Below are 25,686 nucleotides of genomic sequence, written 5' to 3' on the forward strand. Positions count from 1 at the left end.
CTTCGGCGGGCTGTGTTCGAGCGTTATTACCGCGAATTGCTGGGCTTTCTTTCCCGCAAGGTGTCCGACCGCAGCGTTGCGGCCGACATGACGCAGGAAAGCTATGCGCGCGTCTATGCGGCGCAGGCCTCGGGCTCGACCATCGGCGATCCGCGCGCGCTGCTCTACCAGACCGCGCGCAACCTCGTGATCGATCACCAGCGCCACGGCAGGGTGCGCGCCGGCGTGGAGCTGCCGCCCGCGCAACTCGAACCCGTCGAAGCGCCGGGCCCGCGAAGCTGGGAACCCGAAACCGCGCTGGCCTCGCGCCAGGGCCTGCTGGCGCTGGTCTCGGTCATCGACAATCTGCCGCCGCGCTGCCGCGAAGCCTTCATGCTCAACCGCTTCGACGGCCTGAGCTATGCCCAGGTCGCCGCGCAGATGGGCATTTCGGTCAAGATGGTGGAACAGCACATCAAGCATGCGCTCGATGCCTGCGAGCGCTGCCGCAACCTGTCCGCGGGCAACGACGGCAACACCGCCACTGTGCCGCGCAGGAAGCTCCACCGCTCGCGGCTCGAGTGAGAAAACCGTATCGCTGTCCGACCTAGGGTATTCGACCGCCCGCACGTCTACCTCGACGAGAACCAACGCCCCATGAGCCACCCATCGATCCAGCCAGCCGATGCCTCGCGCATGCGCGAGCAAGCGCTGGACTGGTTTGTCCGCCGCCGCGACGAAGCCTTCGGCGCGCGCGAGGAACAGGCCTTCCAGGACTGGCTCGCGGCCGATCCGCTGCACCGCGAGGCCTTCGAGCGCTGGGGCGGCGAATGGCAGGCCTTCGACGCGATCCCGCAGGACATGCGAAGCCTGCTGCAGCGCAACCTGGCCTACGACCGCGCCATGGAGGCCGCCAGCCCCGCCGGGACACCCGCCATGCCGGCCATGCCTTCGCGGCGCCGCGTGCTGGTGCCCGCCGTCGCGGTGGCGGCCGTCGTGGCCGTGGCGGCCGGCACGGGGCTGCTCGCCTGGAACCACTGGGAAGCCCAGCCGGTGTTCGTGCAGGCCATGGCCACCCGCCGCGGCCAGCAGCTCGACGTGCCGCTGCCCGACGGCAGCCGCCTGCGGCTCGACACCGCGACCCGGCTGGAGATCAGCTACTACCGCCAGCGCCGCGAGGTCCGGCTGCTCGAAGGCCAGGCGGCCTTCTCCGTGCAGGGCGATCCCGCGCGTCCCTTCCACGTGCTGGCCGGACCGCTGCGCATCACCGTCGTGGGCACGCGCTTCTTCGTGCGTCACACGCCCGACATCGCCGGCAGCGAAGGCGTGCACGTGGCCGTCGAGGAGGGCCGGGTGCGCGTCGGGCAGGCAGCGCGCGGCGCGGCCACCGAGGCGGGCCTGCTGCTGTCGCCCGGGCAGCAGGTCTCGAGCAATGCGCAAGGCGCGCTGTCGGCCGTCTCGCCGGTCTCCAGCGCCGGCCTCGCGCCCTGGCGCGATCACCGCGTCCGCTTCGACAACCAGCGCCTGGACCGCGCGCTGGCCGAGCTGGCGCGCTATGGCGATCCGCGGCTCGTGATCGCGGACCCCGCCGTCGCGGCCCTGCCGATCACCGGCGTGTTCGATCCGCGCGACATGGCGACCTTCCGGCGCGTGCTGCCGGCCTCGCTGCCCGTGCGCTTGAAAGAGACCGAGGGCGGCGCCGCGGAAGTGGTGCTGGCCCGATAGAACGGTCGCGCGGTCGCGCACATCGATTTTTTTCGCGGGCCCGACCTGGGGTATCCGGAAGCTCGCTCGTCTCCACGGCTGACTGCCATCCGTTTCATCTCTGGAGAACCCCTCATGTCCCGCTTTCCGTTGCGCCCCGTGCCGCTGGCCATTGCCTGCGCGCTGGTCTTCGCCGTTGCACCGCTGCACGCCCAGACCGCCGGCATCGATCTCTCGGCCGGTGCCGTGCGCTTCGACATCGCCGCCAAGCCGCTGGGCCAGGCCCTCGGCGACTGGGCCCTGCAGACGCGCATGCAGCTGATCGTCCAGCCCGCGCTGGTGCGCGACAAGATGGCGCCGGCCGTCTCGGGCGCCCTGAGCCCGAGGCAGGCGCTGGACCGGCTGCTGGCCGGCAGCGGCCTCGCGGCCCGCGTCGACGGCACGGCGGTGATCGTGCAGGAGTCGACGGCCCCGGCACCGGGCGCGACGCTGCCCCCGGTGACAGTCAACGCGCAGGAAGAGACCGTGACCGGGCCGGTGCGCGGCTACGTGGCGCTGCGCAGCGCGAGCGTCACCAAGACCGACACGCCGATCGTCGAGACGCCGCAGTCGATCTCCGTGGTCACGGCCGAGCGCATGGATGCCATCGGCGCGCGAACGCTGGGCACGGCGCTGGGCTACACGCCCGGCGTGACCTCGGCCTATAGCGCCGACAGCCGCTTCGACTGGATCTCGCTGCGCGGCTTCACCAACTACACGCCCGGCAACTACCTGGACGGCATGCCGCTGCGCAACATGAACACCTGGGGCCTGTGGCGGACCGACAACTACGGCCTGGAGCGGGTCGAGGTCCTGCGCGGCCCGGCATCGGTGCTGTTCGGCCAGGGCAGCCCGGGCGGCATCATCAACCAGACCAGCAAGCGGCCGACCGCCCAGCCGCTGCGCGAGATGCAGCTGCAGATCGGCGACCACGGCCGCCGCCAGGTGGCCGGCGATTTCTCGGGCCCGCTCGACGACGAGGGCAAGTGGCTCTATCGCATCACCGGCGTCGCGCGCGACGCCAACCTGCCGATCGATGCCAAGGAGAAGGACGACCGGCTCTACCTCGCGCCCTCGCTGACCTGGAAGCCTTCCGCCGACACCAGCCTCACGCTGCTGTCCCAGTTCCTGCGCGACCGCTCGGGCGTGGTCTACAACGCGGCGCCGGTCAAGGGAACGCTGCTGCCCAATCCGAACGGCAGGATCCGCGCCTCGACCTTCCTGGGCGAGCCCGGCTTCGACCGCTTCGACCAGAACCAGTGGATGGTCGGCTACCAGTTCGAGCACCGCTTCGGCGACACCTGGACCGTGCGCCAGAACCTGCGCTACGGCCGCCTGCGCACCGACCTGCAGCAGACCTGGCCTGGCGCCGGATACCGCACCGTCGACCCCGACAACGCCGACAGCCCGGTCAACTTCCGGCAGTTCGACCGCGTGGTGTTCGCGAGCAAGGAGAAGGCGAAGCAGTTCGTGGTCGACAACCAGGCCCAGGCCCGATTCCAGCTCGGCGCCACGCAGCACACCGCGCTGGTCGGCCTCGAGTACCAGCGCTCGCGCTACGACCAGATCAGCCGCTACGGCGGCAGCTTCGCGCCCATCGACGTGTTCGCGCCCGTCTACGGCGGTCCGGTGCAGGTGCCCGACCCGTACATCTCCAGCGACAGCACGCTGGCCCAGACCGGCCTCTACCTGCAGGACCAGATCAGGTTCGCGCAGAACTGGGTGGCGACGATCGGCGGGCGCTACGACAGCGCAGAAACCGAATCGACCGATCGCCTCGTCGACAGCTTCACGCGCATCCGCAGCCACAAGTTCACCAAGCGCGCGGGGCTGGTCTACCTCGCGCCCAGCGGCTGGGCACCCTACCTGAGCTACTCCGAATCGTTCACGCCGGTGCTCACGATCAACCCCGACACCCGGCGTCCCTTCGATCCCGAGACCGGCCGGCAGTACGAAGCGGGCCTGCGCTACCAGCCGCCGGGCACCAAGGACAGCTACAGCGCGGCGGTCTTCGACCTGCGGCGCAGGAACTACCTCTCGTACGACCCCGACTTCCAGCCGCGGCAGACGGGCGAGGTGCTGTCGCGCGGCCTGGAACTCGAGGCGCTGTTTCAGCCGATCCCGAAGATGAACGTGTCGCTGAGCTACACCTGGATCCCGCAGTACAAGACCATCGCCAGCAGCAATCCCAAGGACATCGGCACCCAGCCCAACGCGGTCGCCAGACAGCGCGCCGCGCTGTGGGTCGACTACCGCTTCGCCAACGGCGTCAAGGCGGGCCTCGGCATGCGCTACTCGGGTTCGACCCGCGGCGAAGGCAGTGCCGCCCCGGCCAAGGTGCCGGCCTACACCCTGTTCGACGCCATGGTCGGCTACGACTTCGAGCGCTGGAGCCTGGCGCTCAACCTGCGCAACCTGACCAACAAGGCCTACTTCGGCGGCTGCGATGCGAACTTCTGCTCCTTTGGCGACCTGCGGCAGGTGAGTGCCACGGCGACCTATCGCTGGTAGCTGCGCCGCGCCCAGCGTGGGCGACTGCGTGCAGTTCGATTCCACCATCGCGCACAAGCTGCGTTCGGCCGATGGGGAGGATGCGTCGGTGCTGGTGGTGATCGTCGCGAAGTAGCGGCGGCCTCACCTACTTTCTCGCCGCGGACTTCCGCACCCCGCCGCCCGCGCCCAGCGCGGCGGCAATGGCGACGATGCGCTCGACCATCGGATCCTGCGTCCGCGCGCTCCATGCGACCGCGATGGTCACGACGTCGACCTGTTCCTTCAAGGGCTTGATCGCGACCCGCTCGCCGCCGAGCTCCTGCAGCCCCAGCGGCACCAGCGCGATGCCCTGGCTGCAGCCGACCATGGCGATCTGCGAGGTGACCGAGCGCGATTCGTGCAGGATGCGCGGCGTGAAGCCGTGCGCGCGGCAGGCCGCGACGATGCCGTCGAAGAAGCTCGGGCTCACCGCGCGCGGGAACATGATGAATTCCTCGTCCGCCAGCTCGCGCAGCGCGATGGTCTTGCGCGCGGCCAGCCGGTGCCACGAGGGCAGGGCGACGCCGAGGCGCTCGGTGCGCAGCGGCCGCGCCTGCACCCCTTGCCCCGCGTCGCCCTCGATGCGCGCGAAGGCCACGTCGATCACGCCCTCTTCGAGCGCGACCAGCGCCTCGGCACTGTCGATCTCGATCACCGAGATGCTCGCGTCCGGCACCTCGGCCTTCAGCTGCTCGATCACCGCGGGCAGGGGGCTGGCCATGGCCGTGGTGATGGCGCCGATGGTGAGCATGCGCCCGCGGCCGCGCAGCGCCTCCTGCACCGAGACCTCCACGCGGTCCATCTGGAACACCAGCTTCTTCACGGCCGGCAGGATGGCCGCGCCCTCGGCCGTGAGCTGCACGCCCTTGCTCGAGCGCTCGAAGAGCCGGACCTTGAGCGCGGCCTCCAGCACCTGGATCTGCTCGGTCAGCGGCGGCTGCGACATGCCGAGCCGCGCCGCGGCGCGCCGGAAGTGCAGCTCCTCGGCGACCACCGAGAAAAGGTAGAGATGGCGGAGCAGGCGAAAGTTGATCATCGATAGGCCGAGCGTATCAAGTTCTTCCCTTCTTGCGAATGGACGTATCGCACCCGGCCCCGGAACATCGGCTTTCCCTTGCACCCGTGAACGCCATGACGGACCCGATCGCCTCCCTCGCCGCCACCAGCCCCTGAAAGACCATGACCACCGACGCCCAACGACTCTCCCGCCTCGCCGACCTGGACACCAACACCGTGTCCGACGCGCTGGACTTCCTCGAACTGCCCGGCGCCACCGTGGGCCTGCGTCCGCTGTGGCGGTGCCCGAAGATCGTCGGCCGCGCCTCCACCATCCAGTTCGCGCCCAAGCAGGCCAGCGGCGGCCTGACGGTGCATCCCATCACCAGCGTGATCGCCGAAAGCCGCGGCGACGACCGGATCCTCGTGATCGCCGGCGGCATCGAGGGCGTCTCGTGCTGGGGCGACATCGTCGCCAATGCCGCCACCATGAAGCACATCCGCGGCACGGTGATCGACGGCTTCAGCCGCGACATCGAGGGCAGCGAGGCCATCGGCTACCCGGTGTACGGCCGCGGCGTGACCATGGTCAGTGCCCGCAACCGCCTGGTGCAGACGGGCTCGGGCGCGCCCGTGAAGGTCGCGGGCGTCGAGGTCGCGCAGGACGACTTCGTGATCGCCGATCGCTGCGGCTGCGTGTTCGTGCCGGCCGCGCGCATCGACGAGATCCTCGACATCGCGGAACGCACCGCCGCGAAGCAGGCCGGCATGGTGTCGCGGATCCGCGCCGGCCAGTCGGTGGCCGAGGCCATGCACGACAGGCACTTCGCGGCGGTGATGGACGAGCGCCAGCCCGCCGAGGCGCGATAGACCGATCCGCATCGTCCAGTCCTCCGAGGTACTCCATGAGAAAAATCGCAATCCTCCTGGCGGCTGCGCTCGCGCTGGGCAGCGCCGCCGAAGCGCCGGCCCAGACTCTCGAGCGCATCCGCAGCACGGGCGTGGTCACGCTCGGCGTGCGCGACAGCTCGCTGCCGATGTCCTATGTGCTGGGCAGCGACCAGGCCGTGGGCTTCCAGGTCGACATCTGCCAGCGGATCGTCGCCGCGATCAGGAAGCAGCTGAACCTGCAGAAGCTCGAGGTCCGCTACCAGGTCGTGACCTCGCAGAACCGCGTGCCGCTGGTGAAGAACGGCGCGGTCGACCTCGAGTGCGGCTCCACCACCAACAACCAGGCCCGCCAGCAGGACGTCGCCTTCACGCTCACCACCTACATCGAGGAGGTGCGCATGGCGGTGCGCGCCAGCTCGGGCATCCGCTCGATCAAGGACCTCGAAGGCAGGACCGTGGTGGCGACCACGGGCACGACCTCGGTCCAGCATCTGCGCCGCAACAGCCGCGCCACGGGCCTGAAGTTCAACGAGATCCTCGGCAAGGACCACGCCGAGAGCTTCCTGATCCTCGAATCGGGCAAGGCCGACGCCTGGGTGATCGACGCGGGCCTGCTCAATGCGTCGATCGCCAATGCGAGGAATCCGGCCGACTTCGCCGTGGTGGGCGAGGTGCTCAACACCGAGCCGCTGGCGATCATGCTGAGCAAGGACGACGCGCCGCTCAAGGCGCTGGCCGACCGGACCCTGCGCGACATGATGCGTTCGGGCGAGATGAAGACGCTGTGGAACAAGTGGTACGCCGACCCCATTCCGCCGCGCAACGTACGGCTGAACATGGCGCCGCCCGCCGCGCTGCAGAAGCTCTGGCAGGACCCCAACGACCTGCCGATGGAAAGCTACGCGGCCGCGCGATAGACCACCACACCCAGCGAGCACACCGTGACCCTTTCCAACTTCGACATCGGGCCCGTCCCTCAACTGGCGCCCGAGGCGCTGACCGCCGCGCTGCGGGACGTCGTCACGCCGCACCTCAGCGACAACCTGCGGCGCCTGTCGGGCATCGTCGGCCTGCAGCGCTTCCACCGCGCGCGCAAGCTGGTCGGCACCGCCTTCACGATCAAGGCGCGGCCCGGCGACAACCTGCTGATCTATCGCGCGCTCAAGGACATCGAGCCCGGCCACGTGCTCGTGATCGATGGCGCGGGCGATCCCCACAACGCGCTGGTCGGTGAGCTGATCATGCTCTACGCGATGCAGCGCGGCTGCGCGGGCTTCGTGATCGACGGCGCGATCCGCGACACGCGCGCCTTCTTCGAGGCCGACTTCCCGTGCCACGCACGCAGCAGCACGCACCGCGGGCCCTACAAGTTCGGCCCCGGCTCCATGAACCGCGACGTCTGCGTCGGCGGGCAGGTGGTGCATCCGGGCGACGTGGTGGTCGGCGACGAGGACGGCGTGGTCTGCTTCGATCCCGCGGACGGGGAGCGCCTGCTCGCGGCCGTCGCGCAGACCGCCCGGACCGAGGACGCGATCAAGGCGGAGATCGCCACCGGGCGCGTCGAACAGGGCTGGCTCGACCGGACCCTGTCGGCGCACGGCCTCTGACATCCCTCACCACAATCCCAGCGAAAGCCATTCCCATGCAACAAGAAGACAAGGACCTCGTGGCCCTGTTCGAAGGCCTCGACACCCCCGGCGTTTCGGACGCTATGGACAAGCTCGGCCTGCCGGGCCATTGCTTCGGCCTCGTGCCGCTGGCCGACTACGCCGGCGTGACCGTGGGGCCCGCCTTCACGGTGAAGTACGTTCCGGCCAGCACGCCCGCGGGCTCGGTCGGCGACTTCATCGACGACGTGGCCGAGGGCGACGTGCTCGTCATCGACAACGGCGGACGCACCGACTGCACGGTCTGGGGCGACATCATGACCCAGTACGCGGGCCGGCGAAGGATCGCCGCCACCGTGATCGACGGCGTCTGCCGCGACGTGTCGAAGGCATTGAACGACGGCTACCCGTTGTTCACGCGCGGGCGCTTCATGCGCACCGGCAAGGACCGCGTGCAGGTCGAGGGCGTGAACGTTCCCGTGTCCGTCGGGCAGGCCCGCGTGGTCGCGCGCGACATCGTGGTGGCGGACGCGAACGGCGTGCTGGCGGTGCCGCGCGCGCGGGCCCGCGAGGTCGCGGAACTCGCGCGCAGGATCGAGACCGCCGAGTCGCAGATCCGCGCCTGGATCGAGCAAGGCAAGACGCTCGGCGAGGCGCGCGCGGCGATGGGCTACCACACGCTGCAGCGGAAGATGCCATGAGCAACGACACCGCAGTGGCATCGGCCGCCCGATTGAACGTGCATCTCGAGGCCGCCCAGCCCTCCGCGACCTACCGGATGATGGACCGGGTGGCGGCGCGACGCGCGGGCGGTGCCAGTATCGTCTCGCTGTCGGCCGGCGAGCCCGACTTCGACACGCCCGCGCACATCGGCGACGCGGCCGTGGCGGCCATCCGCGAGGGCCATACGCGCTACACGCAGGTCGCGGGCCTGCGCGCGCTGCGCGAGGCCGTCGCGGCCAAGTTCCGACGCGAGAACGGCCTGGACGTCGGCTGGCAGGACACGATCGTCTGTTCAGGCGGCAAGCAGGTGATCTTCAACGCGCTCGCGGCGACCTTGAACCTCGGCGACGAGGTGATCGTGCCGGCGCCTTACTGGGTCAGCTACCCCGAGATCGTGCAGCTGTGCGGCGCCAGGCCGATCGTGGTGCCTTGCGGTGGCGAGTCCGGCTTCAAGCTCGGGCCCGAGGCGCTGGAGGCCGCGATCACGCCGCGCACCCGATGGCTGATCCTCAACTCGCCGAGCAATCCGACGGGCGCCGTGTACACGCTCGCGGAACTGCGCGCGCTCGCCGAGGTGCTGATGCGCCATCCCCAGGTGCTGGTGCTGGCCGACGACATCTACGAGCACCTGGTCTTCGACGGGCTGGCCTTCCACACGCTGGCCCAGGCCGAACCCCGCCTCGCCGCGCGCACGCTGACGATGAACGGCGTGTCGAAGGCCTATGCCATGACCGGATGGCGCATCGGCTTCGGCACCGGCCCGCGCTGGCTGCTCGATGCCATGGAGAAGCTGCAGGGCCAGCAGACCTCGGGGGCCAGTTCGATCTCGCAGCATGCGGCGCTCGCGGCGCTGAACGGGCCGCAGGACTTCATCGCGCGTTCGCGCGCCGCCTTCGAGCGGCGCCGCGATCTGCTGGTCGCGTCGCTGAACGCCGCGCCAGGCTTGCGCTGCGACAGGCCATCGGGCGCCTTCTATGCCTTCGTCTCGTGCGAGGCACTGATCGGCCGGACGACCGCGGCCGGGACCGTGCTGGCCAGCGACGAGGATGTTGCGCTCGCGCTGCTCGACGAGGCGGATGTGGGCGTGGTCCACGGCGCGGCCTTCGGGCTGGCGCCGTACTTCCGCATCGCCTATGCGCTCGACGACGCATCGCTCGACATGGCCTGCCGGCGCATCGACCGCTTCTGCCGCGCGCTGCGCTGAGCCGGGCTCAGGGCAGCAGCCAGGCCTGCATCCACACCGACACGTGATCGAGCATTTGCTCGATCACCTGCGCGTCCGTCAGGCCCGATTTCTTCGGCACGTGAAAGCCATGGTCGGCCGCCGCGTATTCATCGACGCTCGCCCAGTCACCGAGCGAGGCAACGACCTGCGCGAAGCAGGGCGGTTCCGCGAGCTTGTCCTGCGCGCCGTGCACGAACAGCATCGGCACGTCGACCTCGTGCAGGTGCGCCGCGCGATCGATCGAGGGCTTGCCGGCCGCGTGCAGCGGGAATCCGAGGAAGACCAGCCCGGTCACCTCGGGCAGCAGGCCCAGCGCCTGGGCCTGCGAGGTCATGCGCCCGCCGAAGGACTTGCCGCCCGCGAACAGGGGCAGTCCCTGGAAGTGCGCGGCAGCGCCGGCCACGGCCGCGCGCACCGTGGCATGCGCGAGCGGCGGTGCGTCGGGCCGCTTCGAGCCGCGTTCCATGTACGGGAACTGGTAGCGCAGGCAGGCGATGCGGCGTTCGGCGAGGCCCTGCGCCACGGCCTCCATGAACGCGTGCGTCATGCCCGCGCCCGCGCCGTGCGCGAGCACGAGGGCGAAGCGTGCATCGTCGGCCGCGTCGATCAGGCCCGACACGCGCAGCTCGGCATCGACCTCGATCGTGATCTTTCTCGACGTGCTCATGCGGCGACCTCGACGGGTGGGAGTCCGAACAGCCGCCGGCTGTTGGCGCTGCAGGCCGCGACGACCTCGGCGACATCGCGTTCGAGCAGTTCGGCCACGCCCGCGGCAACCCAAGGCAGGTACGCCGGTTCGTTCGGCTTGCCGCGCAGGCCCGCGTTCTTCGGCAGCAGGTAGGGCGCATCGGTCTCGAGGTGCAGCCGGTCCAGCGGAATGGCCGGGATGGCGGCGCGCAAGGCCTGGCCGCGCTGCAGGTCCGTCACCCAGCCCGTGATGCCGATGTCGAGGCCCATCGCGAGAAAGGCCTCGGCTTCGGCGCGATCGCCGGTGAAGCAGTGGACCACGCCGTGCGCGCCATCGGCCACCACGGGCGCGAGCATGTCGTGGAAATCTGCGAAGGCATCGCGGCAGTGCAGGAACAGCGGCTTGCCGGTCTGCGCGGCCATCGAGAGCTGCCGGTCGAAGGCCGCGCGCTGCGCCTCGGGCGTCGAGAAGTTGCGGTTGTAGTCGAGGCCGCATTCGCCGACCGCCACGACCTCGGGGCAGCGCCAGAGTTCGGCCAGCTGCTCGAAGGTGGCAGCGTCGAAGGACTTCGCGTCATGCGGATGCACGCCCGCGGTCGCGAAGACCACGCCCCGATGCGTCCGCGCCAGCTCGAGCGCGCGCAGGCTCGAGGCGAGCGAGGTGCCCGTGGCCAGGATCTGCGCCACGCCCGCGGCCTTGGCACGCGCCAGCAGCGGCGCGGTGATCGACGCCAACTGGCCCGAATGGAAGTTGACGCCGATGTCGACGAGGGAAGGGGAGGCGGCTTTCGCTTCGATGCTCATGCATCGATGGTACGAGAACACCGCGCGTGCACGCGGTGCCCGCGCGATGCCGCGGCCCTCAGCTGCAGCTGTAGCTCGCCGCCACGTTCACGTCGCCCGAGCCCTTGTACTTCGGGTACTTGGGGTACTGGCAGGCGGGCATGCTGCGGGCCGTGCCGCCGCTGGTGAAGCTGTAGGTCAGCTGCGTGGGTGCGTCGTCGTTCTCCACCCAGCCCATGATGGCCGAGGCCCAGTCCACTTCCTGCAGGCTGCCGCCGGCACCATGCCCGCCGCCGGGAACGATGAAGAAGCGCGTGGCGCTGTTCGGATCGGCGAGCCCCAGCGACTTCGCGATGCCCGTCATGGTGGTCCAGTTGCGGTAGTGATCGTTCGGCGACAGCAGCGCGTCGCTGCCGGCGTGCCAGGAGATCAGCTTGCGGCCCGAGGCCACATAGCTGGCGATGGCGGCCTTGTCGTGGTCGGCACCGATGCGCGCCAGGCCCGCGCCGAGCATGTAGTAGTCGGTCTCGAGCTGGAAGCCGGCCTGCTTGGCCGGCGTGAGCCAGGCGGGGTCGCCGCTCGCGAGCAGCGCGAAGCCACCGCCGAGTCCGCCCCAGCCGAGCCCGAGGCCGTTGCCCCACGAATAGCCCGAGAGCACGGTCGAGCCGTTCGAGAGCTTCAGCGGCGACAGGAAGGACTGCAGCGTGCCCACCTGCGCGGCGCTCAGGCAGAGGGCCGGATCGCTGCTCGCGCCTGCCACGCCACACTGCAGCACGGCCGGATCGAAGCTGCAGGCCTGCGGATTGCCGATCAGGCCGTCGCTGGCGCCGTCGAGCGCATCGCAGGCCGACAGTGCGGCCGCATAGGCCGCGCCGGTCTGCGCGGGGCTCAGCGCCGCGGGCGTGCCGGTCAGCGAGGCCGCGCGCAGCCAGGCACCGGTCTGGCCCGCCATGTCCATGGTCTCGCAGCCCGCGACGATGCCGTCGAACTCCTGCGGCCAGCGCTGCGCGGCGATGTAGGCATTGCGTCCGCCGTTGGAACAGCCGTTGAAGTAGCTGTGGGTCGGCGCCTTGCCGAAGAAGGCCTGCGCGACGGCCTTGCCGAAGCGCAGCGTGGTGCCCACCGCGGCATAGGCGTAGTCGGTCGCCGATTGCTGGCCCTCGGGCGTGCCGCTGGCCCAGACGCCGGGGGCAGCCTGCGCGGGCACGCTCGCGCGGTTGCCGCCGTTCGAAGCCGCATACACCGCGCCCTTCAGCGCGAGCGTGGGATCGACCGCCGTCACCGCGCCGCCGCCGTCCTTGGTCACCGCCGAGGCGATGCGTCCGTCGAAGCCACCGCCACCCTGTTGCCAGTAGCGGCCGGTCCAGTTGTCGGGCACGTCGATCTCGATGTCGAGGAAGGGTGCGCGCGTGCCCAGCACCTGGCAGAAGCCCGAGGCGTTCACCGCCGTCTTGGCTTCGAAGCGCGCGGTCTGCGTGACCGTGACGCCCGCCAGCACCTGGCCCTTGAGGCCGTTGCAGGTGCTCTTGAGCTGCTCGACGCTGGGGCCCGACGGACCCGCGGGCGGCGGCGCGGCCGGTGCGGGCGCGGGCGCCGGAATCGGGAGGAAGCCGCTGCCGCCGCCGCCGCCACCCCCGCAGCCTTGCAGGGCCAGGCCGGCGGCCATCAGCAGGCCCGCCGACAGCAGGGCACGGTTCACACACTTCTCGTCGCGCATGGTTGTCTCCGATTTTTGATGGGTGCCGGATGGCCGGCGGATCTCGCTCGATGGGCTTCGTCGTCCGGTCGATGTGGATCGATCAGAAAACCAACCGACCGGTCGGTTTGGAAGCCGCGCAAGGCTAACGCAGCAGCGCGGACACGGGCAAGCGGCAAAGGCTCGGGACTAACCCCTAAGATCGCGGACCGCGTGGCCTCGCGCGCAGCCCTTCATTGCCCTCCATGACCGTTGAGACCGCTTCCTCCCGCCCCGGCGACCAGCGCAGCCTGATCGCCAGGGCCGCCGCCGAGCTGTTCGCCCGCAAGGGCTATGCGGCGACGTCGATGAACGAGATCGCCGAGGCCAGCCATCTGTCCAAGCCCGGCCTCTACCACCACTTCAAGGACAAGGCCGAGGTGCTGCTTCACATCGCTGACGGCCATGTGTCGCGCCTGGTCGACATCGTCACGGGCGTGGAAGCGCTGCAGCTCGCGCCCGACGAGCGGTTGCCCGAGCTGATCGAGGCCTTCATGGCCGAGTACGCCGAGGCGCAGCACGAGCACCGCGTGCTCACCGAGGACGTGCGCTTCCTCGCTCCCGAGGCGCAGGCGCGCGTGCTCGACAAGGAGCGCACGGTGGTGCGGGTGTTCGCCGACGCCATCGCCGCCACGCGCCCCGACCTGCACGCCTCGCAGCTGCACAAGCTGCTGACGATGTTCCTGTTCGGCATGCTCAACTGGATGTTCACCTGGTTCAAGCCCGGAGGCCGCTTCTCCTACGACCAGATGGCGCCGATCGCGACGCAGCTGTTCCTCAACGGCATCACGGGGCTGGAGATCGCGCCGGCAAAGAAGGCGCCGAAGGCGCGCAAGCCGTGATCGGCTGATCGGCCCCATCGCGCGTCTCGCTGTCATGGATCTCGCGAAGGGCGGGCCGCTCAATCGAGCTTGATGCGGCCGCTTGCGAGCAGTGCGCGGTGGCGCGCGATCTCGGCGGCGATGGTGCGCTGCATTTCCGCGGGATCGCCCGAGGCGGGATCGAAGCCCTGCGCGACCAGGGACTGGCGCAGCTTCGGGCTGGCCAGTGCGCGCTGCCAGGCCTGCAGGACTTCGCGCCGCGCCGCCGCCGGCGTGCCGGTGGGCAGCACCAGGCCGACCCAGGAGTGGTACTGGTAGCTGCGCAAGGCCGGCACGCCGGTTTCGGCGTAGCTCGGCACCTCGGGCAGCATCGCCCAGCGTTGCGAGGACGTGGCCGCCAGCGCGCGCACGCGGCCGCTCCGCACGAGCGGGACGATGGGCGCGGTGGCGTAGAGCATCAGGTCCACTTCGCCGCCCGCCAGCGCATTCATCGCCTGGGCCTCGCCCTTGTAGGGGATGTGCCGCGCGTCGATGCCGAGCGTGCGCAGCAGCTCCTCGCTCTGCAGGTGCAGGCTGGTGCCGATGCCGAAGGAGCCGTAGGTCAACTCGCCCGGATGCGCCTTCGCATAGCGCACCAGCTCGGCCATGTCGGCCACCGGCAGGTCGGCGCGCACCGCCACCACGCCGGCATTGGCCGCCACGATGCCCAGCGCATCGAAGTCGTTCAGCGGGTCATAGCCGGGCGCCTTGTCGAGCACCGGGTTGACCGAGGCGATGGAGGGCGAGACCGCGATCAGCGTGCGGCCGTCGCGCGGTGCGCGCAGGGCCGCCTGCACGCCGATCTTGCCGGCCGCGCCCAGGCGGTTGTCGACCAGCACGGGATGGCCGAGCGCGGCCGCGAGTTCGGGGGCGAGCAGCCGCGCCACGCGGTCGATGGGGCCGCCGGGCGGCGCGGGCACGATGATGGTGGAGACCTGCGGTGCGGCGGCGCAGGCCGCGCCGAACAGCAGGCCCGCCGCGAGCAGCAGGGCCGTGCGGCGCCTCGCGGTCGGCCGCGGTGCAGGGGGCTCCTGCGGCTTGTCTCTTCTTGTCATGCGGGCATCGTAGGCATGCCCTCTCATATTCGGAAATACCTTTTGGCGTCACATTTCCATATGCCGCGAGTATGGCTGCGTCGATGCCATGCGCTGCTTCACGCGCCGTGCAGGTACTGCGTGGGTGTGGTGCCGAGGCTGCGATCGAACAGCGCAACGAATGCACCGATGTTGCAATACCCGTCGCTTCGCCGCCGCGGCGCCCCCGCTCAGTGCGATGCCAGCACGTGCGCCTGGTACGACACGTCGAGCAGCTTGCCCTTTTGCACGTAATAGCGGTCGAGCCGCCACTCCTTGAGGATGTCGAGGGCCAGATCGAAGCTCTTGAGCTTCAGCGCATAGAGGCTGGCCAGGGAGAAATCGACATCCGATTCCAGCGCCAGGACCAGCCGTGCCAGGGTCAGGGACTCCTCGCTGTTCGGGTCGGCCGTGATGAGCCGGCGTGCTTCCTTGATCGCGTTCATGGAGGTCCTTCGTCGCGCTCGTTCGAGCGCTGTCGCGGTGGTGAAACGCAACCCTGGCTTGTCGTGCACTTCTGCGAGGCCGTCTGCTCCGCGTCGGGATTCGGCCCGCCAAGGTCTTGGAGCGGGAAGAGGCAGTCTAGCACCGCGTTTCCGGCGGCCGGACGCGCTGGAACGGCCCTTACACTGCCGCCCATGCGTACGCCGGGCGCCACCTCCACCCCGTCGGGCCAAGTGCCCGGGCCCGCCGACTCCCACGCCCAACTGGTCCGCGAACGCCTGCTGCGCCGCATGTTCGTGATGGGCCCGCCCACGGTGCTGACGGCGCTGGCCTCGGCGATCGCGATGGCCGGCGTGTTCTTCGGAATGACGCGCGGCTTCGGCGCGCTGGCGTGGGGCGTCGCGATCTGCACGCTGCTGTGCCTGCGGCTGGTGTTCATGCGCTGGAACGCGCGCCTCTATCCCGAGCCCGAGTTCACGCTGCGCCAGCCCGATGGCGCGTGGCGCTTCATGCTGCCGCTGGGTGCCTACATGTCGATGTGGACCCTGGCGCCCTGGGCGCTGATGCCACCGGGCACCGAATCGCCGATGCGCATCCTGATCCTGCTGCTGGGCATGTTCGCGGTGCTGATGGGCTCGGTGCCGGTGATCGCCACCTGGCGCGCGATGGTGCCCGTGGTCACGATCCCGCTCACGCTGGGCGTGGTCACGCGCTTCGCCTGGATGGGCGGCACCGATGGCTGGTTCATCTGCGTGGTCGGGCTGCTGTTCGGCGGCTCGATGGCGCGCTATGCGCTGTCGCAGCACCAGCTGATCCGGCGCAGCCTGTCCGACCAGATCGACAAGGAACTGCTGAGCGAGCAGCTGCTGCGCCAGTCCTTCGAGCTGCAGCGGCTCAACCGCGAGCGCAGCCGCTTCTTCGCCTCGGCCAGCCACGACCTGCGCCAGCCCGTGCATGCGCTGGCGCTGTTCTCGCGCTCGCTCGAACGCGACCTGGCCGACCATCCGCTGGCCCCCGTGGCCGGCCGCGTGGTGCAGGCCACCGATGCGGTGAGCGGCCTGCTCAACGCGATGCTCGACATCTCGAAGATCGATGCCGGCACCGTGGTGCCGCAGCCGGTGCGGATGGCGGTGGACCCGCTGTTCCTGCGGCTGTCGCAGATCTTCGAGCCGCGCACCCAGCAGGCCGGCCTCGCGCTGCGCTTCCACACCGCGCCCGAATGGCTGCAGACCGATGGCGACCTGCTGCTGCGCGTGCTGACCAACTTCGTCGACAACGCGCTCAAGTACACGCGCCAGGGCGGCATCCTCGTGAGCGCGCGGCCGCGCGGCGACCGCCTGCGGCTGGCCGTGTGGGACACCGGCCTGGGCATCGCGCCCGAGCACCTGCCGCATGTGTTCGACGAGTTCTACCAGGTCGACAACCCGCAGCGCGATGTCGCGCGCGGCCTGGGCATCGGGCTGGCGATCGTCAAGCGGCTGGTGGACCTGCTCGGCGGCGAGATCGGCGTGCGCTCGCGGCTCGGCCACGGCAGCGTGTTCTGGGTCGACCTGCCGCGCCGCCCGCCCGTGCCCACCGCCTTGCCCATCGCGCCCGCGGCCATGCCCGATACCGCGCAGGCCGACATCACCGAACTGCCGCTGGTGCCGCCACGCGTGCTGCTGCTCGACGACGAGCAGCCGGTGGGCGAGGCGGTGCGCATGTGGCTCGCACCCTACTGCGAGCGCATCGAGATCACCTGCCGGCTCGCCGATGCCAGCGCGCAGGTGCGCGCCACGCCCGACGGCTTCGACGCCTTCCTCATCGACTTCCGGCTCGCCGATCCGCAGGACGGCATCGAGGCGACCGCGGAATTGCGCCGGCTCGCCGGCCGCCGCGTGCCCACGATCCTGGTCACGGGCGATACCGATCCCGAGCGGGTGCGCGCGGCCTATGCCAGCGGGCTGGTCGTGATGTTCAAGCCGGTGCAGCCGGAGGTGCTGCTGCGAACGCTGCACCAGATCATTCGCGGAGAGCACGAGGAGCAGGACTGAGAGGCCCCGCGGGCGATCTGCGGCACCTGCGGTTCAGGTGTCCGCCGGCTCCACCGTCAGCTTGAAGCCCAGCGCCTTGATGACCTTGAACAAGGTATCGCTGCTGGGCGCTCTTTCTCCCGAGAGGCTCTTGTACAGGCTCTCGCGGGACAAGCCCGTGTCCTTGGCGAGCTGGGCCATGCCGCGTGCGCGCGCAATGGCGCCAAGTGCCCCTGCCAGCTCGGCCGGGTCGTTGTCATCCACGACCTGGCGCAGATACTCCACCATGTCGGCTTCGCTGGCGAGGTAGTTGGCGATGTCAAAGGGACGGGTCTTGATCTTGCTCATTTCGCAACTCCAGAGCCATCTTCCTGGCTCGTTCAATGTCGCGCTGCTGGGTCGATTTGTCGCCACCACCCAGCATGACGATGATGGTCCCGGCCTGCTCGATGAAATACATGCGCCAACCGGGGCCAAAGAACTCACGCATTTCAAAAACACCTTCCCCGACGGGCGCGACGTCCCCCAGATTCCCTCGGCGCGCCTTGTCGAGCCGACGGGCCAGCCGGATGCGCGTCATGCCATCCTTCAACCCCTCCAGCCACCCTGAGAACTCATCGGTTTCAATGACCGTGAACATGGGCCATTGTAGCCACAAGGCTACAGTTGCGCAACGACGCAGCGTGCTCAAGCGGCCACGCGCTCCGCCGCCTCCAGCGTCTGCGAGATCAACGTCGAGATCGTCATCGGCCCCACGCCGCCCGGCACCGGCGTGAGCGCCGCGCAGCGCTCGAACAGCCCCTCGGTCTCGATGTCGCCGACGCCGCCCTCGTGGTAGCCGGCATCGATGACGATGGCGCCGTCGCGGATCCAGTCGCTGCGGATGAAGCGCGGCCGGCCGACGGCGCCGACGATCACCTCGGCGCGCCGCACCTCGTCGGCGAGGTTCGCGGTCTTCGAGTGGCACACGGTCACCGTCGCATCGGCGTTCAGCAGCATCATCGCCAGCGGCTTGCCGAGGATCGGGCTGCGGCCGACCACCACCGCGCGCTTGCCGGCGACGCCGATGCCGTAGTGCGCGAGCAGCCGCATGATGCCCGCGGGCGTCGCCGAGCCGAAGGCCGGCTGGCCCAATGCCATCCGGCCGAAGCCGTGGCTGGTGACGCCGTCCACGTCCTTGCGGATCGCGATGCGGTCGAAGCACTGCCGCTCGTCCACCTGCCCGGGCACCGGATGCTGCAGCAGGATGCCGTGCACCTGTTCGTCGGCGTTCAGCGCATCGATCTCGCGCAGCACGTCCGCCGTGGTCGCGCGCGCATCGAGCGTCACGACGCGCGAGTCCATGCCGACGCGGCGGCAGGCATTGCCTTTCATCCGCACGTAGGTCGCGGACGAGGGATCGTCGCCGACCAGGAGGGTCGCGAGGATGGGGGTGCGTTCGCCGTTCCTCGCCTTCAATGCGAAGACCCGCTGTCGCAGCGCCTCCTCGTTCGCGGTGGCGACCGACTTGCCGTCGAGCAGGATGCAGGGCGTCGGGGCGGTCATCGCGCACCTCCGGAGCGGAGGGGCGAAAGCCGTGGAAGCCAAAGGATGCGCCGGTGCGGCGCGGACATGCGGACACTCATCGTCGGAACTCCTGAAAAGACGACAGACATGCCCAGGCGATCGGCGTGACGATGGCCGCGTTCCCTGATGGTGCTCCATCCGTTCGCCAGTTGCGCGGCGACGCGATTATCGGACAGCGGCCGTGCTGCCCCTCTTCGAGGAAGGCCGCCTAGGCCTTCGGCCCCTCGTCGCGCAACCGCCGCCACAGCGTCGAGCGGCTGATGCCGAGAATGGCGCAGGCCTGGCCCTGGTCGCCCTGGACCGACTGCAGCACCTCGCGCACCCGTTGCCGCTCCGCGGCCGTGCGCGCCCCCTTGAGCAGGCGATTGCGCGCAGGCGCCGGGCGTGCCTGCGTGCATTCGGCGAACACCTCGAGCAGCCGGGCGCGGTCCAAGCGGCCTTCGGGCGCCAGGTAGCCGTGGCAGGCCAGCAGGCGCTCGACGAGGTTCTCCAGTTCGCGCACATTGCCGGGCCAGCCGTAGCCCGCGGCCAGCTCCAGCAAGGCGGCGAGCCAGGCCGACGCCTGGTCCGCGGGCACACCCGCCGCGGGCGCGCGGCGCGCCATCAGGCCGGCGGCCAGGGGCGCGATATCGGCGCCGCGTTCGCGCAGCGGTGGCGTCTCGATGCGCAGCACCGCGAGCCGGTAGTACAGATCGCGCCGGAACAGGCCACGCTCCACCTGGGCCGCCAGGTCGGCATGGGTGGCCGCGATCACGCGCAGGTCGACCGGCACCGCCGCGGTGGCGCCCACGCGCAGCACCTCCCGCTCCTGCAGCACGCGCAGCAACCGGGTCTGCAGCGCCAAGGGCATGTCCCCGATCTCGTCGAGGAACAGGGTGCCCGTGTGGGCGGCCTCGATCAGGCCGGTCTTGCCGCCGCGCCGCGCACCGGTGAAGGCGCCTTCCTCGTGGCCGAACAGCTCGCTCTCGAGCAGGCTCTCTCCCAGCGCCGCGCAGTTCACGGCCAGAAAGGGCTGGGTGGCGCGCCGGCTCGCGCTGTGGATGCCCTGGGCCACCAGTTCCTTGCCGGTGCCGCTCTCGCCGACGATGAGCACGGTGGCGTCGCTGGCCGCGCACTGCCGCGCCAGCTCGCGCACGCGCCGTGCCGCGGCGCTGTCGCCCGCGAAGGCCTCGATCCGGTAGCGCGTGGGCGCGCCGCGTTGCCGCTGGTTGGCGCGCAGGTGGCGGTCGGCGCGCTGGATCACGGCGGGGTCGCGGCACACCAGCAGCGCGCCGGTGACCTCGCCGCTCTCGACGATGGGCGCGCGCCGCACGACCAGGGTGCGCATGCCGATCTGCAGCACCTCCTCGACCGGGGCCTCGCCCAGGCGCAAGGTGGCGCCGAGGTCCAGCACGGGCTCCACCTCGCTCAGCACGCGGCCGACCAGCTCCGCCACGGAAGCGCCGAGCAGCTGCGCCATGGCCGGGTTCAGCGCCTCGATGCGCTGGCGCAGGTCGACCGCGACCACGCCGTCCTGCAACTGGCCGAGGATGGTGCCGAGCCGCTCATGGCGCGCGCGCTCGGCATGGCCGTGGCGCGCCAGGTGGAGGGCGTCCTGCAGCGCCTGGCGCACGGCGTCCTCGGAATACATCAGCACGCTGGCGATGCCGGCCTGCTCGGCCAGGTCGGCCACCAGCCCGGGCGACACCACGGCCTCGATGCCGGCGGCGCGCAGGGCCTCCACGCAGGCCGGCGCGTCCTCCGCGCCGCAGTAGCTGAACTGCGCGATGCCCATGCCGAACAGGGCGTCGAGCTGCGCCAGGTGCTCCGACGGACCGTCGAACGACACCAGGCCCACGCGCGGCGAGAGGGCGCGCGCCGCGGCCAATGCGCGCATCAGGTCGAAGCCGCGCACCTCCACGATGGCCACCGGAATGTCCAGGTGCCGGCGCAGCCATTCGCCGCTGGCGCCCGCGGCCACCACCGCGTCGACGGGGCGCCGGGCATGCAGCGCGCGCACGGCCGCCACGGCATCGTCGAAGGCCTGCCCGACCAGCTCGACCTGTGCCTGCCCGGCCACCTCCGGTATCAGCCGCGCCAGCACGCGGCCCAGGCGGTGGCGGGCCACGGCCACGATATGCAGCGGCCGCGGCGTGACGGGGGAATGAGGGCTCGGGGCGGCGGGCAATGTATTCATTTCAATGGATTTCATTGTCTCATTCATGAAATCAGATTGAAATCCAAACCCGGACGAGCACCCGCCGAGGCAGCGCGAATTCCTTTCGAATCAATGACTTGGCAACGAGGGGAGCGCCCTTCGGGCCGATGGCACAGCGCTTGCGCAAACCCCGGTTCCAAGCTCAAAAACCAGGAGACCTCCGTGCACTTCCATCGCCTTTCCACCATCGCCTGCACGACCGCCGCCGCGCTGGCGTGCGCCTTGCCCCTGGCCGCGCAGGCCCAGGCCTGGCCCGCCAAGTCCATCCGCTTCGTCGTGCCGTTCGCGGCGGGCGGCGCCAACGACCTGTTGGCGCGCTCGGCGGCCGAAGGGGCGGCCAAGGTGCTGGGCCAGCCGGTCATCATCGACAACCGTCCCGGCGCGGGCGGCTCGCTCGGCGCCGACCTGGTGGCGCGCAGCGCGCCCGACGGCTACACCTTCCTGATCAGCGCCGCGGGCGTGATCTCCAACAGCATGATCAAGAAGTCCCTGCCGTTCAAGGACGAGGACCTGGTGCCGGTGGTCATGATCGGCCTGGCGCCCTCGGTGATCGTGGTGCCCAAGTCGGCCCCGTACGACAACCTGCGCGACTTCGTCGAGGCCTCGAAGAAGGGCGCGGGCTTCAACTTCGCGACCGCGGGCACAGGCAGCACGCCGCACTTCGTGGCCGAGATGCTCAACGTGAAGTACGGTGCGAAGCTGCAGGCCGTGCCGTACAAGAGCGGCTCGGAGAGCACGACCGCCGTGCTGGGCGGGCAGGTCGAGGGCACCTCCGAGGCCAGCATCATCGCGTTGCCGCACATCCGGGGCGAGGGCAAGTTCAAGCCGCTGGCCACCACCTGGACCCAGCGCATCTCGGCCTACCCGCAACTGCCCACGGCCGTCGAGCAGGGCTTCCCCGAGGTGCAGATCGCGCACTGGGCCGGCCTGCATGCGCCGCGCGGCACGCCCAACGACATCCTGGACAAGCTCGCCGCCGCCGTCGACAAGGCCATGCGCGATCCCGCCACCGTGGCCAAGCTCCAGGGCCTGGGCATCGAGCCCGTCGGCGGCACGCGCCAGGAGTTCGTGAAGTTCACCGATGCCGAGCGCAAGCGCCTGGGCGAGATCGTCAAGGCGGCCCGGATGCAGGAGAAGTGAGCGCACCGCGGGTTCTCCTTTCTTTTCCTTCCAGCCGATCCATGAATACCAAGCAACAACTGCGCGCCCTGGCGCAGGCCCGCCGCGGCGTCATCGTTCCGGGCGCCTTCAATGCCCTGTCGGCCCGCGTCGCCGAGGACCTGGGCTTCGAGGCGATCTACATCACCGGCGCCGGCGTCACCAACATGTGGTTCGGCCTGCCGGACCAGGGCTTCGTGGGCCTGGCCGAGATGGCCGACCACACGGCGCGCATCCGCGATGCGGTGCGCGTGCCGCTGATCGTCGATGCCGACACCGGCTTCGGCAACGCGCTCAACGTGCGCCATGCGGTGCGCACCCTCGAGCGCGCGGGCGCCGACTGCATCCAGCTCGAGGACCAGATCGCACCCAAGCGCTGCGGCCACTTCGAGGGCAAGGCCGTCATCTCGACGGAGGAGGCCGTGAGCAAGATCAAGGCGGCCGTCGATGCGCGGCAGGACCCCGACCTGCTGATCCTGGCGCGCACCGACGCCTGTGCCGTGCTGGGTTTCGAAGCCGCGATCGAGCGCGCGCAGAAGTTCGCCGAGGCCGGCGCCGACATCCTGTTCGTCGAGGCGGTCACCAGCGCCGAGCAGATCCGCGCCCTGCCGCAGCGCCTCGACCGGCCGCAGCTCATGAACATGGTGATCGGCGGCAAGACGCCCGTCTTCGGCGCCGAGGACCTCGGCGGCATGGGCTATGGCCTCGTGCTGTACGCGAACGCCGCGCTGCAGGGCGCCGTGGTCGGCATGCAGAAGGCGCTCACGGTGCTGCGCGATGCGAGGCGGCTCGAGGAAGATCCCGCGCTGGTCGCTCCGTTCGCCGAGCGCCAGCGGCTGGTGGGCAAGCCCGCGTGGGATGCGCTCGAGCGCCGCTACACATGAGGCGGCCGCTCGGGCGTTGACGGGTGCGAGCCCTTCATCGCTGCCCGGACGCGAACAGCTCCAGGTGCCCGCTGCGCAGCTGGAACTTCTGCACCTTGCCCGTTGGCGTCATCGGCAGCGCGTCGACGAAGCGGATCGACTTCGGCACCTCGAAGCGGCCCAGGCGCTCGCGGCAGAAGGCCAGCAGCTCGTCCTCGCCGCAGGCCTCGGCGGCGGGGCGCCGCACCACGAAGGCCGCGACCGCCTCGCCCCAGTGCGGATGCGGCAGGCCCACCACGGCCGCGGCGCCGACCGCGGGATGGGCCAGCAGCACCGCCTCGAGCTTGATGCTCGAGACGTTCTCGCCGCCGGACTTGATCATGTCCTTCTTGCGGTCGAGGAACAGCATCTGCCCGTCGGCCTCGAACATGCCGATGTCGCCCGTGTGGTGCCAGCCGAAGCGGCGCGCCGCGGCCGTCGCCTCGGGGTCCTTGAGGTAGCCGAGGAAGACGTTGGGGCCGCGATGGACGATCTCGCCGATCTCGCCCGGCCCGAGCAGCCGGCCGTCGTCGTCCATCACCGCGGTCTCGACGCCCGCCACCGACATGCCCCAGCAGTTGCCGTCCTTGTCGGGATGGTCGCTCGCGCGGTAGACCATGGTCGGCGGGTACATCTCGGTCTGCCCGGTGCCCAGGCGCACGTCGGCGCACATCTCGCTGCGGATCTGCGCGAGCAGGTTCTTCGGTATCGGCGCCAGGCCGTACATGCACAGGCGCAGCGACGACAGATCGGTGGTGGGGCGCTGCGGATGCTTCATCAGCGCGTCGTACATCATCGGCAGGCACGACAGCCAGCTGATGCGCTCGCGCTCGATCGCCGCCAGCATGGCCGCGGGATCGAAGCCGCTGGCCAGCCAGATCGTGGCGCCGGTCAGCAGCGCGCCCATGCTGATGGTGTGCTGCGCGCAATGGAACAGCGGCAGCACCGAGCCGACCACGTCGTGCTCGGTGGCCTCGAAGCTCTGCGCGCAGCTCAGCAGCGCGCCGTGCACCGAGCGGTGCGAATGCATCACGCCCTTCTGCTTGCCGGTGGTGCCGCTGGTGTACATGATCAGCGCGAGCTCGTCGTCGCCACCCGGCGCGCCCAGTGGCTGCGTGGGCGCGCGCGAGGCCAGCGCGTCGAAGGGCAGGGTGCCCGCGGCGGCCGGCTGCGGGCCGCCGATCACCACCGTCAGCAGGCCCAGGCGCTCGATCAGCGCGCGCAGCGCCGGCACGGCAAATAGCGGCGCGTCGATGAAGGCGGCGCCGACCTCGGCATGGCTCAGCACGTGCTCGATCGCGGCCGCGTCGAGCTGCACGTTGACCGGCACCCAGACATTGCCGGACTTGTGGATGGCCTGGATCGCGCTCAGGTGCTCGATCGAGTTGAGGCACAGGGTCGCGATGCGGTGGCCCGTGAATCCCTGGTCGCGCAGCGCCTCGCCGACGCGCTCGCTGCCCGCGTCGAGCTCGGCGAAGCTGATGCGCCGCTCGCCCTGGATCACGGCCGTCTTGCCGGGATGGCGACGGGCGCCGCGGCGCACGATGTCGGCGAGGGACACGCGCGCGATGGCCGCGCGTTCGGGGTCGATGGTCTGCATGCGGGGGTCTCCTGAAAGGGGGCGAAGCGAAGAGGTCACGGTTCCACGAAGAAGTCGATCAGCGGCTCGACGCCCGGCGTCACGAGGTAGGGCGCGAAGTCGGTCACGCCGGCCTCGCGCAGCACCTGCTCGTCGAGCAGCAGCTGGCCCGTGAGCTCGCGGCTCGGCCGGGTCAGGATGTGCCAGGCGGCGTCGGCCATGATGGCCGGCACGCGTGCCTGGCCCGCCACCTCGGGCGCCGCGATGCGCAGCGCGCTGGTGGCGATCACGGTGCGCGGCCACAGCGAATTGCTCGCGATGCCGCGTTCGCGCAGCTCCTCGGCCAGGCCGCGGCTCAGCATGCTCATCGCGTATTTCGAGGTGGTGTAGGCCGCATGGCGCGCGAACCACTTGGGGTTCAGGTCCAGCGGCGGCGACAGGGTCAGGATGTGCGGATTGGCGGCCTTCTCGAGGTGCGGAAGGCAGGCCTGCGCGCAGAGGTAGCTGCCGCGCGCATTGATCTCGAACATCAGGTCGTAGCGCTTCATCGGCGTGCGCTCCACCGTCTCGAGGTGGATCGCGCTGGCGTTGTTGACCAGGATGTCGATGCCGCCGAAGCGCGCCACGGCGGCGTCGACGGCCGCGCGGACCTGCGCCTCGTCGCGAACGTCGACCACCACCGCGAGCGCCTGGCCGCCGGCCGCGACGATCTCCTCGGCGGCGCTGTGGATGGTGCCCGGCAGGCGCGGATCGGCCGTCGCCGTCTTGGCGGCGACCACGATGTTGGCGCCGTCGCGTGCGGCCCGCAGCGCGATGGCCTTGCCGATGCCGCGGCTCGCGCCGGTGACGAAGAGGGTCTTGGATTTCAGGGAAGGCATGAACGCTCCGGAATCGCGATCGCTCGATCGCGGGATGCGCAGGCTATGCGCGCCGGGCGGGGCGGCGCTTGCGCAGACTGGCTGGCATGGCGCCGCGCGGCAACTCAGCCAATCGA

General features: G+C 70.4%; 24 protein-coding genes and 1 riboswitch. Of the genes, 12 read left to right on the plus strand and 12 right to left on the minus strand.

The genetic code is table 11. From position 1 onward, the window contains the following. Positions 1 to 12: 12 nt before the first annotated feature. The 3 genes from R0232_RS35895 (at position 13) to R0232_RS35905 (ending at position 4,233) form a co-directional block, all read left to right on the plus strand. Positions 13 to 564 (plus strand): RNA polymerase sigma factor, encoded by a 552-nt coding sequence (locus R0232_RS35895; protein ID WP_431514027.1) that lies wholly within the window; start codon positions 13 to 15, stop codon positions 562 to 564. Positions 565 to 636: 72 nt separating this feature from the next. Further along, complete coding sequence (locus tag R0232_RS35900) at positions 637 to 1,704, plus strand: FecR family protein (RefSeq protein WP_431514028.1); 1,068 nt, start codon at positions 637 to 639, stop codon at positions 1,702 to 1,704. A gap of 114 nt (positions 1,705 to 1,818) precedes the next feature. Continuing rightward, positions 1,819 to 4,233 carry a TonB-dependent siderophore receptor gene (locus tag R0232_RS35905; protein ID WP_431514029.1) on the plus strand — a complete coding sequence of 805 codons (2,415 nt, stop codon included), beginning with the start codon at positions 1,819 to 1,821 and terminating at the stop codon, positions 4,231 to 4,233. 127 nt (positions 4,234 to 4,360) lie between these two features. On the opposite strand, the gene R0232_RS35910 is transcribed toward R0232_RS35905, so the two are convergent. Continuing rightward, on the minus strand, positions 4,361 to 5,290 hold the full coding sequence (locus R0232_RS35910; protein WP_431514030.1) for a LysR family transcriptional regulator: 930 nt from the start codon (positions 5,288 to 5,290) through the stop codon (positions 4,361 to 4,363). Positions 5,291 to 5,433: 143 nt separating this feature from the next. Between R0232_RS35910 and R0232_RS35915 the strand changes: the two genes are divergently transcribed. The 5 genes from R0232_RS35915 to R0232_RS35935 are packed head-to-tail and all read left to right on the plus strand — an operon-like array spanning position 5,434 to position 9,675. Continuing rightward, a complete protein-coding gene (locus tag R0232_RS35915) occupies positions 5,434 to 6,120 on the plus strand; it encodes an RraA family protein (protein ID WP_431514031.1) in 687 nt (228 codons plus the stop codon). 35 nt (positions 6,121 to 6,155) lie between these two features. Then, positions 6,156 to 7,058, plus strand: a complete 903-nt coding sequence (locus R0232_RS35920; protein WP_431514032.1) for an amino acid ABC transporter substrate-binding protein — start codon at positions 6,156 to 6,158, stop codon at positions 7,056 to 7,058. A gap of 24 nt (positions 7,059 to 7,082) precedes the next feature. After that, a complete protein-coding gene (locus tag R0232_RS35925) occupies positions 7,083 to 7,748 on the plus strand; it encodes an RraA family protein (protein WP_431514033.1) in 666 nt (221 codons plus the stop codon). Positions 7,749 to 7,783: 35 nt separating this feature from the next. After that, positions 7,784 to 8,449 (plus strand): RraA family protein, encoded by a 666-nt coding sequence (locus R0232_RS35930; RefSeq protein ID WP_431514034.1) that lies wholly within the window; start codon positions 7,784 to 7,786, stop codon positions 8,447 to 8,449. After that, positions 8,446 to 9,675 carry a pyridoxal phosphate-dependent aminotransferase gene (locus R0232_RS35935; protein WP_431514035.1) on the plus strand — a complete coding sequence of 410 codons (1,230 nt, stop codon included), beginning with the start codon at positions 8,446 to 8,448 and terminating at the stop codon, positions 9,673 to 9,675. Before R0232_RS35930 ends, R0232_RS35935 begins: the two co-directional genes overlap by 4 nt. Positions 9,676 to 9,682: 7 nt before the next feature. Here R0232_RS35935 and R0232_RS35940 read toward each other — a convergent pair whose 3' ends face one another. From R0232_RS35940 to R0232_RS35950, 3 genes are read right to left on the minus strand one after another with little or no spacing between them, the layout of a single operon-like run. Next, complete coding sequence (locus R0232_RS35940) at positions 9,683 to 10,363, minus strand: alpha/beta hydrolase family protein (RefSeq protein WP_431514036.1); 681 nt, start codon at positions 10,361 to 10,363, stop codon at positions 9,683 to 9,685. Further along, a complete protein-coding gene (locus R0232_RS35945; protein WP_431514037.1) occupies positions 10,360 to 11,187 on the minus strand; it encodes a TatD family hydrolase in 828 nt (275 codons plus the stop codon). The genes R0232_RS35940 and R0232_RS35945 overlap by 4 nt, the downstream gene beginning before the upstream one ends. Positions 11,188 to 11,245: 58 nt before the next feature. Then, entirely contained in the window at positions 11,246 to 12,883 is a 1,638-nt protein-coding gene (locus R0232_RS35950) for a tannase/feruloyl esterase family alpha/beta hydrolase (protein WP_431514038.1), read from the minus strand. A gap of 224 nt (positions 12,884 to 13,107) precedes the next feature. Between R0232_RS35950 and R0232_RS35955 the strand changes: the two genes are divergently transcribed. After that, positions 13,108 to 13,743, plus strand: a complete 636-nt coding sequence (locus R0232_RS35955) for a TetR/AcrR family transcriptional regulator (RefSeq protein WP_431514039.1) — start codon at positions 13,108 to 13,110, stop codon at positions 13,741 to 13,743. A 59-nt stretch (positions 13,744 to 13,802) separates the two neighbouring features. On the opposite strand, the gene R0232_RS35960 is transcribed toward R0232_RS35955, so the two are convergent. Beyond that, positions 13,803 to 14,816: a tripartite tricarboxylate transporter substrate binding protein gene (locus R0232_RS35960; RefSeq protein WP_431514040.1), complete on the minus strand. Its 1,014-nt coding sequence runs from the start codon at positions 14,814 to 14,816 to the stop codon at positions 13,803 to 13,805. 209 nt (positions 14,817 to 15,025) lie between these two features. Continuing rightward, the gene (locus R0232_RS35965) at positions 15,026 to 15,280 is read right to left on the minus strand and encodes a hypothetical protein (RefSeq protein ID WP_398491550.1); all 255 of its coding nucleotides are present in this window, start codon (positions 15,278 to 15,280) and stop codon (positions 15,026 to 15,028) included. Positions 15,281 to 15,472: 192 nt separating this feature from the next. Here R0232_RS35965 and R0232_RS35970 point away from each other — a divergent pair, with 192 nt between their 5' ends. Further along, positions 15,473 to 17,311: a hybrid sensor histidine kinase/response regulator gene (locus R0232_RS35970; RefSeq protein ID WP_431514041.1), complete on the plus strand. Its 1,839-nt coding sequence runs from the start codon at positions 15,473 to 15,475 to the stop codon at positions 17,309 to 17,311. Between the two features lie 33 nt (positions 17,312 to 17,344). Here R0232_RS35970 and R0232_RS35975 read toward each other — a convergent pair whose 3' ends face one another. From R0232_RS35975 to prpR, 4 genes are all read right to left on the minus strand, one after another. Next, positions 17,345 to 17,638 carry an addiction module antidote protein gene (locus R0232_RS35975; RefSeq protein ID WP_093349783.1) on the minus strand — a complete coding sequence of 98 codons (294 nt, stop codon included), beginning with the start codon at positions 17,636 to 17,638 and terminating at the stop codon, positions 17,345 to 17,347. Beyond that, on the minus strand, positions 17,610 to 17,930 hold the full coding sequence (locus tag R0232_RS35980) for a type II toxin-antitoxin system RelE/ParE family toxin (protein WP_431514042.1): 321 nt from the start codon (positions 17,928 to 17,930) through the stop codon (positions 17,610 to 17,612). The genes R0232_RS35975 and R0232_RS35980 overlap by 29 nt, the downstream gene beginning before the upstream one ends. A 47-nt stretch (positions 17,931 to 17,977) precedes the next feature. After that, positions 17,978 to 18,835 (minus strand): tetrahydrofolate dehydrogenase/cyclohydrolase catalytic domain-containing protein, encoded by an 858-nt coding sequence (locus tag R0232_RS35985; protein WP_431514043.1) that lies wholly within the window; start codon positions 18,833 to 18,835, stop codon positions 17,978 to 17,980. A gap of 103 nt (positions 18,836 to 18,938) precedes the next feature. Beyond that, a riboswitch (ZMP/ZTP riboswitch) is annotated at positions 18,939 to 19,019 on the minus strand. 45 nt (positions 19,020 to 19,064) lie between these two features. Beyond that, the gene (prpR, locus tag R0232_RS35990) at positions 19,065 to 21,032 is read right to left on the minus strand and encodes a propionate catabolism operon regulatory protein PrpR (protein ID WP_431514044.1); all 1,968 of its coding nucleotides are present in this window, start codon (positions 21,030 to 21,032) and stop codon (positions 19,065 to 19,067) included. A 207-nt stretch (positions 21,033 to 21,239) separates the two neighbouring features. On the opposite strand from prpR, the gene R0232_RS35995 reads away from it, so the two are divergent. After that, entirely contained in the window at positions 21,240 to 22,193 is a 954-nt protein-coding gene (locus R0232_RS35995) for a tripartite tricarboxylate transporter substrate binding protein (RefSeq protein ID WP_431514637.1), read from the plus strand. Positions 22,194 to 22,234: 41 nt separating this feature from the next. Continuing rightward, positions 22,235 to 23,095, plus strand: coding sequence for an isocitrate lyase/PEP mutase family protein (locus R0232_RS36000; RefSeq protein ID WP_431514045.1), 861 nt, complete (start codon positions 22,235 to 22,237; stop codon positions 23,093 to 23,095). Positions 23,096 to 23,129: 34 nt separating this feature from the next. Here the strand turns inward: R0232_RS36000 and R0232_RS36005 are convergent, their stop codons facing one another. Next, a complete protein-coding gene (locus R0232_RS36005; RefSeq protein ID WP_431514046.1) occupies positions 23,130 to 24,713 on the minus strand; it encodes a class I adenylate-forming enzyme family protein in 1,584 nt (527 codons plus the stop codon). Positions 24,714 to 24,748: 35 nt separating this feature from the next. Then, a complete protein-coding gene (locus R0232_RS36010) occupies positions 24,749 to 25,570 on the minus strand; it encodes an SDR family oxidoreductase (RefSeq protein ID WP_431514047.1) in 822 nt (273 codons plus the stop codon). Between the last annotated feature and the right edge of the window lie 116 nt (positions 25,571 to 25,686).

This window comes from Variovorax sp. DAIF25, from assembly GCF_050711835.1.
Taxonomy (GTDB): Bacteria; Pseudomonadota; Gammaproteobacteria; order Burkholderiales; family Burkholderiaceae_C; genus Variovorax.

Coding starts and splice junctions, on each gene's coding strand:
- R0232_RS35900 (WP_431514028.1), top strand. CDS start 637: ATGAGCCACCCATCGATCCAGCCAGCCGATGCCTCGCGCATGCGCGAG.
- R0232_RS35905 (WP_431514029.1), top strand. CDS start 1,819: ATGTCCCGCTTTCCGTTGCGCCCCGTGCCGCTGGCCATTGCCTGCGCG.
- R0232_RS35910 (WP_431514030.1), bottom strand. CDS start 5,290: ATGATCAACTTTCGCCTGCTCCGCCATCTCTACCTTTTCTCGGTGGTC.
- R0232_RS35915 (WP_431514031.1), top strand. CDS start 5,434: ATGACCACCGACGCCCAACGACTCTCCCGCCTCGCCGACCTGGACACC.
- R0232_RS35920 (WP_431514032.1), top strand. CDS start 6,156: ATGAGAAAAATCGCAATCCTCCTGGCGGCTGCGCTCGCGCTGGGCAGC.
- R0232_RS35930 (WP_431514034.1), top strand. CDS start 7,784: ATGCAACAAGAAGACAAGGACCTCGTGGCCCTGTTCGAAGGCCTCGAC.
- R0232_RS35935 (WP_431514035.1), top strand. CDS start 8,446: ATGAGCAACGACACCGCAGTGGCATCGGCCGCCCGATTGAACGTGCAT.
- R0232_RS35940 (WP_431514036.1), bottom strand. CDS start 10,363: ATGAGCACGTCGAGAAAGATCACGATCGAGGTCGATGCCGAGCTGCGC.
- R0232_RS35945 (WP_431514037.1), bottom strand. CDS start 11,187: ATGAGCATCGAAGCGAAAGCCGCCTCCCCTTCCCTCGTCGACATCGGC.
- R0232_RS35950 (WP_431514038.1), bottom strand. CDS start 12,883: ATGCGCGACGAGAAGTGTGTGAACCGTGCCCTGCTGTCGGCGGGCCTG.
- R0232_RS35955 (WP_431514039.1), top strand. CDS start 13,108: ATGACCGTTGAGACCGCTTCCTCCCGCCCCGGCGACCAGCGCAGCCTG.
- R0232_RS35960 (WP_431514040.1), bottom strand. CDS start 14,816: ATGACAAGAAGAGACAAGCCGCAGGAGCCCCCTGCACCGCGGCCGACC.
- R0232_RS35965 (WP_398491550.1), bottom strand. CDS start 15,280: ATGAACGCGATCAAGGAAGCACGCCGGCTCATCACGGCCGACCCGAAC.
- R0232_RS35970 (WP_431514041.1), top strand. CDS start 15,473: ATGCGTACGCCGGGCGCCACCTCCACCCCGTCGGGCCAAGTGCCCGGG.
- R0232_RS35975 (WP_093349783.1), bottom strand. CDS start 17,638: ATGAGCAAGATCAAGACCCGTCCCTTTGACATCGCCAACTACCTCGCC.
- R0232_RS35980 (WP_431514042.1), bottom strand. CDS start 17,930: ATGTTCACGGTCATTGAAACCGATGAGTTCTCAGGGTGGCTGGAGGGG.
- R0232_RS35985 (WP_431514043.1), bottom strand. CDS start 18,835: ATGACCGCCCCGACGCCCTGCATCCTGCTCGACGGCAAGTCGGTCGCC.
- prpR (WP_431514044.1), bottom strand. CDS start 21,032: ATGAATACATTGCCCGCCGCCCCGAGCCCTCATTCCCCCGTCACGCCG.
- R0232_RS36000 (WP_431514045.1), top strand. CDS start 22,235: ATGAATACCAAGCAACAACTGCGCGCCCTGGCGCAGGCCCGCCGCGGC.
- R0232_RS36005 (WP_431514046.1), bottom strand. CDS start 24,713: ATGCAGACCATCGACCCCGAACGCGCGGCCATCGCGCGCGTGTCCCTC.
- R0232_RS36010 (WP_431514047.1), bottom strand. CDS start 25,570: ATGCCTTCCCTGAAATCCAAGACCCTCTTCGTCACCGGCGCGAGCCGC.